This is a genomic window from Clostridium yunnanense, assembly GCF_016595795.1.
Lineage (GTDB): Bacteria > Bacillota > Clostridia > Clostridiales > Clostridiaceae > Clostridium_AR > Clostridium_AR yunnanense.
In genome coordinates this window covers 166,781-179,953 of sequence record NZ_JAENHN010000053.1, presented here as the reverse complement: position 1 = coordinate 179,953, position 13,173 = coordinate 166,781, and the positions used below count along the sequence as shown (strand labels likewise).

Genomic DNA, 13,173 nt, shown 5'->3' with positions numbered 1-13,173 from the left:
ATATTATGATTTTTAACCTTAGGAGGAAAACATGATTAGATTTGGTGTTATAGGTACAAGTTGGATAACTCATGCATTTATAAAAGGTGCTAGTAATATAAAGGATTTTAAGCTGTCAGCTATTTATTCACGTGATTTAGAGAAAGCTAAGGAATTTGGTAAGATATATGATGAAATAACTTATTTCACATCACTAGAAGAAATGGCTCAAAGTGATGTTATAGATGCAGTATATATAGCAAGTCCTAATTCGTTACACTGCGAACAGTCAATATTATTTCTTAAGAATAAAAAACATGTAATATGTGAAAAAGCATTTGCTTCTAACTCAATGGAAGTAGAATCTATGATAAAAGAGGCAATAAAAAATAATGTTGTATTGATGGAAGCTTTAAAGTCTCATTTCCTTCCGAATTTTAAAGTTATAGAAGAAAATATCTATAAGTTAGGAAAAATAAGAAGATACTTGGGAAACTATTGTCAGTACTCATCAAGATATGATACCTATAAATCTGGAACAAGAGTCAATACTTTCGATGCAAGTTTCTCAAATGGATCAATCATGGATATAGGGATATATTGCGTTCACCCAATGGTAAAGCTTTTCGGAGTTCCAAAACAAATAACTGCATCTGCGTATCTTCTGAAATCTGGTGTAGATGGAGAAGGCTCAGTAATAGCAAAATATGATGATATGGATGCTGTTATAATGCACTCAAAGATAGCTTATTCTTATTCACCAAGTGAGATACAAGGTGAAAATGGAACAATGATTATAGATAAGATAGGATCTCCAGAAAATATTGAAATAATTTATAGGAATGGTGAAAGAGAAGTTTTGACTGTACCTCAGATAGAAGATAATATGTTCTATGAAGCAGAAGAATTTATTAATCTCATAAATGAAGGGAAAATTCAATCCCAGGTTAACTCTCATGAACATTCACTAAATGTGATGAATGTAGTAGATGAGATAAGAAGTCAAACAGGGGTGAAATTCCCTGCTGATACTAAATAAAGATGAAGCACTTCAATCCGAAATCTATTTTCAAAACTCCTCTGGGTTCTGAGAGGAGAATTTGAAAATATAAATTTAATTATGAAGTGGTTCATTTATAGGTTACTGATCTATAAAACACCAATTTAAATTTTTAAATTGGTGTTTTACTATTTTTAAAATATAGTAGTATCTATTAAAAACATTAGACTTTATCTTTTTAAGTTAGTGCAAGTTCAAATAAGCCTAAAGCTATTAATATTAACGCAGAAATTAATGGTGCGGCACTACCTAATTTTTTTGCTAGGAACTTATTACCTAAAAACATGCCAATTGGAATAACAATTATACTGAAGATAAAGGTGAATAAGGTGGTTCTAGTAATATCTAAACCTGCTATACTTCCACCAATACCAAGTCCTACATTGTTAATTGCTAGAGCTACTGATAGTGAAAAAGATTCTTTTAAATCAATTGTACCAGAATGATCAAAATCAGCTGCTTCGGGATTGTCTAGTAGGTTCATGCAGCTTCTTTTACTACTAGAATCCGATAGGTTGGCTGATTGTATGTTTTTAAGAGACCTATAATAATCATATAAAAACCATAATCCAATTACCAGTAAAATAGTACTACCAATAATATTGGCTGTATGAGGAGCAAGTAAATTTGCAAGAGCTAAACCTAAAGACATTGATATAAAAGTACCTAAAGAAGAAACTATGCTTATGACTATATTACTAAAAAAGCTTATTTTTATATTCTTTACTCCGTAGGCTAGAGCTACAGTAAAGTTATCTATACTACTTGTAAAAACAAATAGTATTATTGCTAGTAAATTCATGTTATCCCTCCTTTGTGACTTAATTTCAATATATTGAAAAGAAGGAATATATGTTACAGGTATTAATGATTGCGATTCAAAATAAAAATATGTATATACTAAAGCATTGTTGTTAAAGGTTTAGTAGCTAAGTTTATATATAACAGTTTGTAATTTTAAAATTGGATTTTATAAATGTTCGAAAATCACTAAATCACATGATTTTCGAACAAGCACAAATAGAAATTTTCTGTAATAAGGATACATAGTTAGTCTAACAAGGGATAGGTTGATTTAAAAAAACCAGTCCTTTTTCAAAACATACCAAAAATCCTTGGCGAGTCCTTTTAAAATATATTCGTAAGGAAGATAACCATAGCCATCTTCACCCCAGTCTTCACCCCATGAGTTTTTTATTATTAAGGCCCCTAAGCTAGAATGTCCGGTTAGTTTATTAATTGACAAATATTTATCGTCATAACCTACGGCCATAACTGAATGGCCACCTATTACCCTATTACGGGAATTCGGGAATAATATTTCCCCTGATTCTTCTGCAGAAGCTATGCAGTCGTATACGGAAAAACCAAAAATACATGGAAGTTGTAAACATAGTAGTTCTTTAATTTTTTGAAGAATATTCTCAGTATCTTTGTTTACATCTAGTTTGAAAAAAATCAAATCCTTATAATCATCTCTAAAACCATAACAAAAGGCCTTTGGATCTTCATCAATTTTATTAGAGCTTGTAGAATAATATCTTTCAGGAGGCATACCAAATTGAATTAAGGATTTTAGTGCAGAGCGAAATGATACGCCAGTATCTCCGATGTTTCCTAAAATTGATCTAGAGTTTTTATAAACAAAAAGAGATGAACCATTAGTGTTTTTGCCGAAGACTTTATTTTCAAAGTATTCAATTAGACTTACCAATGCTTCAGCAGTAGAAGAGTTGATTAGTCCTTGATTTTTTATTGGTGAGCACCAATTTCTGAGATCAATAAACCTTGGTGGACTTTCTTCAGTTTTTTTACTTGATGCATAAATGTTTTTTATAATGGCTTTGACTTCAGGAGTATCCTCAGTATAATCATTTATGTCGTTGTAATCAGGAATCCAGCCTAATCTATGATGTAGCATAAAAAAACCTCCTTAGTAAAGAAATAGTTTGTAAGTATAGAGTTCCTGTATGGAAACTTAATTTATACTTGTTCGAAAATTGCACACCTATGAACTTTAACATGTATAAATTAATTGTTGAGTTAGGAAATCTGTAATTATTTCTCTCATATACATATATGCAAGAAAAGTGTAATTTGAAATAGAAAAAAGTCAAAAAAACACAAATATAGGTAAAGATATTGGATTATAATCTATTTTTTTGTACAATGTAATTATAATTAATTGATATTTATTACAAGTTAGGTTGCGAGATTCAGTGAGTTATGCATAAGTTAGCATTGGGTAGAAAATCATATATAAAATATAGGATTAAGGAGGGTGTGTAAATATGAAAGAAATAGTATTTGCAGGTGGTTGTTTTTGGGGCGTAGAAGAATTTATGTCTAGAAAAAATGGTGTAAAAGAAACTAAGGTTGGATATGCAAATGGAGAAAAAAATGAACCTACTTATGAACAAGTATGTACAGGAACTACTGGTCATGCAGAAGCTTGCTATGTAAAGTACGATGAAGAAGCTATATCTTTAAATCAATTGCTAGATGAATACTGGAGTATAGTAGAACCCACAGTGATTAACAGGCAAGGAAATGATATAGGGCACCAATATAGAACTGGAATTTATTACATTGATAAACATGATTTGAAGGTGATTGAACAAAGTAAGGAAGAACAGCAAAAAAATTATAATAAACCTATTGTAACTGAAATAATACTACTAAAATGTTTTTATGATGCAGAGGAATATCATCAAAAGTATTTAAAGAAAAACCCAGGTGGCTACTGCCACATAAAATTAGATTAGTAAGCTAATTTATTTAGAGTCCACTATTAATTCTATCAAATAGAATCAATAGTGGATTTTATTTTAAAAAAATTTTTTATAAAAATTTTAAATTTTTACAAATTATAGATAACACTTGGTAGCCATGTTGAATATTATATACCGAACGAATCAGTAATTATGTGTAAGCATTAATTTCAGTAGGAATTTACTGTATAAAAGATATTAAATGATAACAGATTTATTCACAGTACTTAGTAATTTGCAAAGGCGGTTTTGTGATTGACTACCTGTTTGTGCAAATTAAAGTAAAATATAAAAAAATTAGCAAAATTATGCTATATCACAAGGTAATAAGAACACTTTTATATTAGCAACATAATATATTATTGAAGTGTCTAACGTAAAATGGAATAGGAGGATATATTATGCAAGAAAATTTTGAGGTAAAAGGAATGGCTCCATGCCCTTCACCAATCAGCGATGAATGTATAATAGCTCACAGAGTATATGGAAAATGCAGACAACAAGATTGCTTAAGACCATTCGATAGTACAGTTTTAACACCACCTCCAGGAGCAATTGAAATAACTTCATCTAGATTAGGAGAGGCAGGATCAATTAGCGGTGGTGTAATAGTTGGAGGACCAATCGCTCCAGGTGAAATAATTACCTTCAATAGTTCAGTAGCATCAGTAAGGGTTGTACCAGGATCGTTTAGAGTATCTGATATAAGAGTTACAGTGAACCCAAGTGCATTTGGGCAAGAGGGATTTTATGACGTAACAATAGTATATACTTTTACGTATGCAATTAATTTGCTTGATGCATCTGGATTAGTAATACCAGTAACTTTAACAGTAACTGGAGAACCAGCAACTGTAATAACTAGCATCTGTGCTTTCACAACTTACACAAAAACTTTATGTCTATTTGGTGGAGAAGCTAGTGAACAGACAATAACTACAACTAACACTTTATACAGCCCACAGTCAACATATGTAAATGTTGGCAACTTACCTTATGCACTTGTTCAAGCTATAGCTAATCCATTACAACAACCAATAATTGGAATATATGAAAGTATTCCAGGAACAGTTGAATACCATGCTGATGTTGTTATAGGTTTATTTACAATTATTAAACTTTACAGAATAGTTAATATGACAGTTAGCTCAAGTGGAGACTGTGATATACCAGAATGTGAACCTATTACTGGAGATCCATGTGAATTCTTTAATAGCTTGCCATTCCCATTTGAAGATTTTGATCCACCAACAACTTTATAGAATTAAGAGTGCCAACATATTTAAAATATGTTGGCACTTTTATTTATAGGGTTCCAACTTAAGTTTTCGTAATGGAACCCTATACTATAAAGTAAAATGTAAAGTTTTGAGTTAGTCAAACCTATATATTTCAACGGCTTTAGAAGTTTTTTATGTGAATATAGTAAAAAAGGACTGCCCAAAAGCAGTCCTAGTAAGTTTATGGTACTAGAGGTGGTATTATTGGTATTATAGGTGGTATTACTGGGAGTATAGATGTTGTAGGTGTTATACCTGTAAAACTAGTAAATTGGTTTAGTAAAACAGCAGGTTTTTCTTCAGCAATTATATTGAAGAATAGACCTTGAGCAACACTATTAACAGTTAAAGTAGCTGCAGCAACTACGATTCCAGCAGTGATTGCAGTAACTCTAAAGAAATAATCAGTAGAACCTGCGCAAAGTGGAGTAGCTGGATCATCAACAAATTGGAATGGTAGAACATCATAAATTACTGCGCCAACTGCTAGAGTTAATCCGCTAACTATAGTTTGTCTAGATCTGAATATTGGAGTAGTTGAGGTTGCACTTCTGAAAACTTCTAAAACAACATCAACTGATCCAACAGCAGCAACAGCTGCTAATGCAGTAAATACTAGTGGGATTGTACCTTCTATAAAGACTCTATTGCCTCTTGTTGTTAAAGGTAATGTTAAACTACCTATGGTAACTGGTGTTCCAATGCCGGCTACTGCAGGAATTGGAACAGGAATATCTGCTGTACCTGTTATTGAAACGAAATTAGTTGGAGTATTAATTAAAAAAGGTGTAGCCATGAATTAAAAACCTCCCTTTCATGTAAATCTATTATATATTATGATATTTGTCGTATTTTGGTTACTAATGTAATTGTAAGAAAAGGTTTTAACAAATATAGCAGAAAAGTTTAAGTCGAATATATTTAGCTTCTATTGATACGTCTAGGAAAAAGCTAATTTGAAACTTTATTTTGAATAAGCAGTGCAATTTTTGTGCTTATTCGAATATATTATATTAAATTGTTTTATAGCGGGTGAATTCAATGAGAGACTTAAATGTATGTATAATAGCTTTTTCTTCCACTAGTCAAAGTGTAAATCTTTATAAGATATTAAAAAATAAAAAATACAATGTGGTTATGATACAAACCCCTTGTACTATATCAGCAGGCTGTGCTCGGTCAATAGAGATTAAAGAACAGGACTTAAATGCTATAGTAAATGAAATAAAGCAAAATAAAGTTGATATTCAGGGGATATATAGAAGATCTCTAAATGATAGTACAAGACGTTATTATTACTCTGAGCTTGATATTTAAATAAATATAAGGGAGGTTAATATGGTTTATATAGATAATGCCGCCACATCTTTTCCAAAGCCAGAATCTGTTTATGATTCTGTTTTGGATTGTATGAAAAGATATTGTGCAAACCCGGGGAGAGGGTCGCATAAATTATCACTAGAGTGTGAGATGAAAATAATTGATACAAGGCAAAAGATAAGTGAATTGTTCAATATAGATGATATTATGAATGTTATTTTTACTAGTAACACTACTGAAGGGTTGAATATAGCAATTAAAGGGGTATTAAAGAGTGGGGATCATGTAATAACAACTTCTATTGAGCATAATTCTGTATATAGGCCCTTAAGAAAGCTAAAGGAAATTGGAGTTGAAGTATCAATTGTTTCTGTTGATGAAAAAGGATATATAAATTTAGATGAACTACAAAAAAATATAAAGATAAACTCTAAGGCATTGATAATAAACCATGGATCAAATGTTTTGGGGACTGTTCAAGATATTGAGAAAATAGGGAGAATAGCAAAAAAAAATAATCTTATATTTATTGTAGATGCAGCTCAAACTGCTGGGGTTTTTAATATAGATGTAAAGAAGATGAATATTGATATTATGGCCTTTCCAGGACATAAATGTTTATATGGGCCGCAAGGAATTGGAGGGCTTTATATAGGAGATTCAGTTAATGTTGATACTTTTAAAGAAGGAGGCACTGGTAGTAATTCCAATATAATGGAACAACCAGATTTTATGCCTGATAAATTTGAGAGCGGTACATTGAATACTCCAGGAATTGTTGGACTTGGTGCTGGAATAGATTTTATTTCAAAGATAGGTATTGATGTAATAAGGAAACATGATCAAGAATTAGCTGTATATCTAACAACAGAACTACAAAAATTGCCATATATTTCTATGTATGGAGAAAATGATTGTGAAAAGAAGTGCCCCGTAGTCTCTTTCAATGTAGATGGCTATGATAGCTCAGAAATAGGGGAGTTTTTTAATAGTAGAGATATATATTTGCGTACAGGATATCATTGTGCTCCTATTATACATAATATAATAGGAACTAAGAATCTAGGTACAGTTAGAGCAAGTTTTGGATATTTTAATACAATAGAAGACGTAGAAAAGTTAGTGGCTACAATAAAAGAATTGTATGGACAAAAAAGTATATAACATATAAAAATCTGAGGAGTGGCAATGATTTTTATCTCAAATGCCACTCCTCTTAATTCGTGGTTTTAGATGTAATTGTAGGCTTTGATATAAAGATGTACCGTATTGGATAAGGTTATTTACGATATTACTCTTCGTCATTAAATATACGTTTTATAAATGAAGATTTCTTTTGCTTAGCGCTAAGTTCTTCTATTGCGCTATTTAAATTATTTACTTGATTAAGAAGTTCTAAGTTCTTTTGAGTAAGGGAGGATAAAGTTTTATCTTTACTTGTTAACTGTTCTTTTAGGGTATCAATTGTTTTGGTTAAAGCAGCTATTTGATTAGCTTCGGAAGATGTTGAAGTTTGTGGTTGAGTAAAGTTAGAATTGTTTTTGTATGCATTTACTTGACTATCTAAATTAGATATTACCTTATTAAGCTCTTCTATTTTATTCTTATATGTGGAGACGGAACTATGTTTATCTGCAAGTCTTTTTTCTAAATCACTTATTTTATTTTCTTTGTTTAGTAAGTTTTGATATAAAGATGCAATGTTTGCTTTTAGTTTTAAGTTTTCTTCATCGTTTATATTAGTTGCTTTTGATAAATTTTTCATCTTATCTTCGTTGAGAGTAGTTTTATATTTTAAATCCTTGATGGTGTTTTCAAGTGTATTTATATGCTGTTGTTTTTCAAAGAGCTGTTTTTCGTATTCTATTAATTTTAATGCGTTCATTTTCAATGAGTTATCGCTAATTGTATCTGCGCTATCATCAGATCTTTCTTTGTCTGATAAGGAAATATTGAAATAGTAGGAACTTCCAAGAATCAAGTTGCCGGTGGTGTTCTTTGAAAAGAATATATTATTTACTATCATTGGATTATTGGTTTGATAGTTTACTTTAAATATTACATTGTTTGTCTCAAGTTGGATATTGTTAGAACCGGATTCTCCTTTTAAGAAGTCTACGATTTTAGTTGATATTACTTGGTCAGTCACTGATGTGAAAAAGAATTTGCCGTGAAAAAAAGCTGTTGAACAGGCTAGTAATCTAGAATTACTATTTACGGAGCTCCTAACCATATTTGTAGGAATTCCGTAACCATATTTAAGCTGGCCTCTTTTTTGGCTGTTAATCTTATAGCAGTAGGATAGTACTTCTCCATCAGCTACAATAAAAGAGTAGTCTTCAATAGGCAGGTAAGAGGTATCTAAGATGTTAAAACCTTCCCAATTATTTTTAACAGCATCGTATTTTCTAAAGCCAAGACAACTGTTTTTCATTTTTTTGTTATAGCACAGGTATATATTATTACCTACTGTACACGATATAAACGAATAAGGAATGGAGTTATCAATTATATCTAACATAAGTGGGGAAGTAAGTTTTAAATCTGATGTAATGAGTCTGTGGTATAAAAATGTAGTATTATCTGTTGTCTTTGAATAAATAATATTTAAATAATTATTAAGTGAAATTATCTGTATGTAATCGCTGGCTAAATGGTTATTGGTAATTATTGAACTTGTTAAGTTTTCATCAATCATGCAATGCATGATTATGCTATTACTAAGATTCTGAGTAAAAATATATATAGCATCATTTTTTGTCAATATGACACTAAGTAAGGTTTTACAACTGTCAATGATAACCCTTTCATTCCCGAAGCCATTATCATCAAAAGTTCTAAGGCAAACTTGAGATTCGTTCTGATAGAAATACCAAATAGAATTTCCTATTTCTAAGGCATACTCGTTATATTTATTTGCTAACATAATATAATTACATCCTCCATACTAATATATTAATAATAATCAAACTAAAAGTTAAATGACTTTAAATGTAGATATCACTCTAAGAGAATTTGCATTTTAAGCTGATAAAGCTATTAATATAGAATATGCAGTAACAACAATGAGATAGTACTTGTTTTACTTATTATTCTTATTGTTAAGCCTTAATAATTCATCTATAATTTTACTTTTATCATCTATTACATTTAATAAGTTTGATATCAAATCTTCGTAGTATTTTCTAGTTTTAATATTAAGACCAACAAATCTGGATACTCTTTTCTCAAACTGTTTATTGGTTGTATTAAGAGAGGTTTTCAAGCTATCAATCTCCTTATCTTTTTCATGAAGAAGTCTCAGATATTTTAAAGTAAGTGAATTTATAATAGATAGTAGATAATTAGTAAATTTATCATTGTTTTTTGTTACAGTATTTTCAGTAGTATCAAAATTGGCTTTTGTATCTGTACTTGTAGTAGTTGTAATTAAAGGTATTGCAATTGGGGGATTTGGAACTTCATCATTCTTTAGAAGTTCATTATAAAATAGTGATTTCGCAAAGATTTTTTCTGATATAAAGCCGTTAAAAACAGAAAAAGTAGAGGAAATCTTAAATATCGTTGCTGCGATGTTGTTGTTATTATTTTCAATAGTAACTACACTTGTCCAATTTTTGAGGTCATATGAGGTTGTGATATAAAAGTTAAGTCCAGCAGACCAATTTAGATAAAATTTGTTGTTGTAAAAGGATAGCATAGGCTTTGTTATAGATACATTAACATTAATCTGACTTTCCTCGGAAAAAAGAAATTTGTCTTGAAAACAAGTAATTGATCTTTGAAAAAGAAAAATATCTTTGTTTAAGGTTTTATTATAGAAAATGATAATTTCGTTTTCGGCAGACAAAACATTTACAGCAAAAGCGTTAGGGATATCGAAAGATTTAATTTTAATTGAGTTATTGTCATCTATCTCTCGTAGAGAATAAGTATTTTTGTTATAGTCTTCACATATTAATAAAATTAATTTATCATCTAACAAAGTAGTATATAAAGGACATGAGTATTTTAAGGAATTAATTTTACATAATTCGTATGATTGACAACTATTTGACACAATTCCGTGGTAAATATATGATATAGTATTTTTTAAATTAGATAACCTATAGAAAAAGTGGATTGATGTTTTAGTAATTTCTAGTGATATGAAATCCATCTTTCTATATGAATAGCTTGATGTTTTAAGCCATTGAATTATTATGTCATCTAATTGTGAAATATTGAGTTTTATTAGTCCTAGCTTAGAATCAAAGGTAAGAAATAGTATAAAAATAAAATTAGGACTATATTTTACATCGAACATCTCTACATTCTGTTGAATTGTCCTATGGAATGTAGAATTAAATATTTCTATAGATGCATTTTTAAGTTTTATGTAAAAAATATTTTTGTTAAAATTAATAACTAAAAACTTATTATTATTCATAAAATCACCACAATCTATTATTTTGGATATGCAATCTGAAAACTTACAAACTTTTACCTAATATAAAATTATGATATAGATGAAGTATTTAGCACATAAGCAATATAAATAATGTTATGGATGTATCGTTTCATAATAAAATTTATATTTTCAGATTGAAGTGCTAAATCTATAGAGGAGTAAAGATGATAGTATATTATTTTTTATTTATAAACCTTATAGGGTTCTTTGTTATGTATATGGATAAGAAAAGGGCAATAAAAGGTAAGTGGAGAATTTCTGAAAAAAATTTGTTCTTGGTTGCTATAGCGGGAGGTAGTTTAGGGGCAATTATATCAATGAATTTATTTAGACATAAAACTAAGCATTGGTATTTTAAATATGGACTACCATTTTTATTTTGTGTACAAATAATATTAATAATTATTGGGAAAAATATTTTTGGGAAATAAGAATTTTGCATTTAAAAGATGAAAAAACATGAAAGTGTCAATAAATAAACGATTACATTTTTTATGTGCAAACACAGTGCCGCTTTAAAATTAAAAAGTATAAATATTAATATACAAATAGACTTGATTTTTTCTTGTTATTGAAATATAGTATATAAGGATTTTGAACTTTATTTATAATCGAAAATTTTGATATTTAATTGTTATAAGATACAAATTCCAGTATATAGTACTAATAAAAAATGGGAGTGAATTACATGGGGAATTTTGTTTATTATATAACCGCTGCAACCAAAGTATTCCAAATCGTAGTCTACACACTAACTTTGTATTATTTAATGTTAAGCTTGTTTGGGCTATATAGACGAAAAGAGAAGAAAAACTATACTCCAAATAAAAAATTTGCTATGATAGTTGCTGCTCACAATGAAGAAGTGGTTATTGGAAATCTTATTGAAAGCTTGAAACATCAAGAGTATCCAAAAGAGTTGTATGATATTTTTGTAATTGCAGATAATTGTACTGATTCAACTGCAGAGATATCAAGAAAACATGGTGCTAAGGTCTTTGAAAGAATGAATAAGGAAAAAAGAGGTAAAGGTTACGCACTTGAATGGATGTTTGATAAGATATTCAAGATGGACAAGAAGTATGATGCTATAGCAATATTTGATGCTGATAATTTAGTTTCACCTAATTTTATAAAAGAAATGAATTCAAAGATGTGTGAAGGATACAAGGTTGTACAGGGATATCTAGACAGTAAGAACCCAGAAGATTCATGGATAACTCAAAGTTACTCTATATCCTTTTGGTCTTCAAATAGAGCATTTCAATTAGCTAGAGCTAATCTGGGATTATCTAATCAAATAGGCGGTACAGGATTCGCAGTGGATGTAGAAATACTCAAAAAATTAGGGTGGGGTGCAACATGCCTTACTGAAGATTTAGAGTTTACTTGTAAACTAGTACTAAATGGAGAAAAAGTAGGTTGGGCTCACGATGCTATAGTGTTTGATGAAAAACCTCTTACTTTAAAAGATTCATGGAATCAGAGAAAGAGATGGATGCAAGGTTTCTCAGATGTAGCTTCGAGATTTTTTGTTAGGCTTATAAAAAAGGCGGTTAAAGATAGAGATTTTGTAGCTTTTGATTGTGCACTTTATGTTGCTCAGCCTTTTATGACTTTGATGGTAGCATTGTCACTTTGTCTTACAGTTATCCAAAGTAATTTTGGAATAGGGTTGTTTACAATGGACCAAATGTTCTCTGAGGATAGTATATGGATTTGGAGAAGCTTTAGTATGTTTCAATTTTTATTAACTCCTTTTATACTTATAGCAGATAGAAAGCTTACAAAGAAATTTTTTGCTGTTCTACTTTTATATTCAACAAATGTTTTGGTTTTACCAGCGTTTATAGAATTTATGGAAAAGACTAAGGACTTTACATTTATAGCATCAGTAAATATAGTGTTTACTCTTGGATTCATAGCTGCTGTTATGATTACAATGGGTAAGAAAGCTACTTTGCTGTTCTTTAGATACCTTCTATATGCAATATACACATTAACTTGGGTACCGATAACAATACAAGGAATAATGAATAAAAATAACAAAGAGTGGTCACACACTAAACATGTAAGACAAATTGGAATATATGATGTATAGATTGATACCCAATGCTTAAGCATTGGGTATTTTGTTATTAATGTGTTTAAATTAACTTAATAAATGTAAATTGATCTTATTGAGGGTTAAAATAACTGAAATCTAATAAATAACATAATTTTGATACATTTAAGATACTGTTTTAAACTAGCTAATTATTAAGGGAGTTTTGAAAATATAGATATAAATAAATGAAAGTGGCTTATATAAAA

12 protein-coding genes are annotated in these 13,173 nt (G+C 29.7%); 7 read left to right on the top strand and 5 right to left on the bottom strand.

Features of this window, described 5'->3' with window-relative positions; all coding sequences use genetic code 11:
- Nucleotides 1-31: 31 nt before the first annotated feature.
- Complete coding sequence (locus JHL18_RS20420; protein ID WP_200272667.1) at nt 32-1,018, top strand: Gfo/Idh/MocA family protein; 987 nt, start codon at nt 32-34, stop codon at nt 1,016-1,018.
- A 199-nt stretch (nt 1,019-1,217) separates the two neighbouring features.
- Here the strand turns inward: JHL18_RS20420 and ytaF are convergent, their stop codons facing one another.
- Together ytaF and JHL18_RS20410 are read right to left on the bottom strand one after the other, a co-directional pair.
- Nucleotides 1,218-1,865: a sporulation membrane protein YtaF gene (gene ytaF / locus JHL18_RS20415; protein ID WP_338025492.1), complete on the bottom strand. Its 648-nt coding sequence runs from the start codon at nt 1,863-1,865 to the stop codon at nt 1,218-1,220.
- Between the two features lie 249 nt (nt 1,866-2,114).
- On the bottom strand, nt 2,115-2,960 hold the full coding sequence (locus JHL18_RS20410; protein ID WP_200272663.1) for a C1 family peptidase: 846 nt from the start codon (nt 2,958-2,960) through the stop codon (nt 2,115-2,117).
- A 370-nt stretch (nt 2,961-3,330) separates the two neighbouring features.
- On the opposite strand from JHL18_RS20410, the gene msrA reads away from it, so the two are divergent.
- Both msrA and JHL18_RS20400 read left to right on the top strand, forming a co-directional pair.
- A complete protein-coding gene (gene msrA / locus JHL18_RS20405) occupies nt 3,331-3,804 on the top strand; it encodes a peptide-methionine (S)-S-oxide reductase MsrA (protein ID WP_200272661.1) in 474 nt (157 codons plus the stop codon).
- 407 nt (nt 3,805-4,211) lie between these two features.
- Nucleotides 4,212-5,072: a hypothetical protein gene (locus JHL18_RS20400; RefSeq protein WP_200272659.1), complete on the top strand. Its 861-nt coding sequence runs from the start codon at nt 4,212-4,214 to the stop codon at nt 5,070-5,072.
- A 199-nt stretch (nt 5,073-5,271) separates the two neighbouring features.
- On the opposite strand, the gene JHL18_RS20395 is transcribed toward JHL18_RS20400, so the two are convergent.
- The gene (locus JHL18_RS20395) at nt 5,272-5,886 is read right to left on the bottom strand and encodes a hypothetical protein (protein ID WP_200272657.1); all 615 of its coding nucleotides are present in this window, start codon (nt 5,884-5,886) and stop codon (nt 5,272-5,274) included.
- Between the two features lie 245 nt (nt 5,887-6,131).
- On the opposite strand from JHL18_RS20395, the gene JHL18_RS20390 reads away from it, so the two are divergent.
- Both JHL18_RS20390 and JHL18_RS20385 read left to right on the top strand, forming a co-directional pair.
- Nucleotides 6,132-6,407, top strand: a complete 276-nt coding sequence (locus JHL18_RS20390) for a putative Se/S carrier protein (RefSeq protein WP_200272655.1) — start codon at nt 6,132-6,134, stop codon at nt 6,405-6,407.
- A gap of 21 nt (nt 6,408-6,428) precedes the next feature.
- Nucleotides 6,429-7,574, top strand: coding sequence for an aminotransferase class V-fold PLP-dependent enzyme (locus JHL18_RS20385; RefSeq protein WP_200272653.1), 1,146 nt, complete (start codon nt 6,429-6,431; stop codon nt 7,572-7,574).
- 127 nt (nt 7,575-7,701) lie between these two features.
- On the opposite strand, the gene JHL18_RS20380 is transcribed toward JHL18_RS20385, so the two are convergent.
- Both JHL18_RS20380 and JHL18_RS20375 read right to left on the bottom strand, forming a co-directional pair.
- Nucleotides 7,702-9,336 (bottom strand): hypothetical protein, encoded by a 1,635-nt coding sequence (locus JHL18_RS20380; RefSeq protein WP_200272651.1) that lies wholly within the window; start codon nt 9,334-9,336, stop codon nt 7,702-7,704.
- A gap of 156 nt (nt 9,337-9,492) precedes the next feature.
- Nucleotides 9,493-10,839, bottom strand: a complete 1,347-nt coding sequence (locus JHL18_RS20375; RefSeq protein ID WP_200272649.1) for a hypothetical protein — start codon at nt 10,837-10,839, stop codon at nt 9,493-9,495.
- Between the two features lie 185 nt (nt 10,840-11,024).
- On the opposite strand from JHL18_RS20375, the gene JHL18_RS20370 reads away from it, so the two are divergent.
- The gene (locus tag JHL18_RS20370) at nt 11,025-11,291 is read left to right on the top strand and encodes a DUF1294 domain-containing protein (RefSeq protein ID WP_200272647.1); all 267 of its coding nucleotides are present in this window, start codon (nt 11,025-11,027) and stop codon (nt 11,289-11,291) included.
- A 257-nt stretch (nt 11,292-11,548) separates the two neighbouring features.
- Nucleotides 11,549-12,961, top strand: a complete 1,413-nt coding sequence (locus JHL18_RS20365) for a glycosyltransferase family 2 protein (protein WP_200272645.1) — start codon at nt 11,549-11,551, stop codon at nt 12,959-12,961.
- The last annotated feature ends 212 nt before the right edge of the window (nt 12,962-13,173 follow it).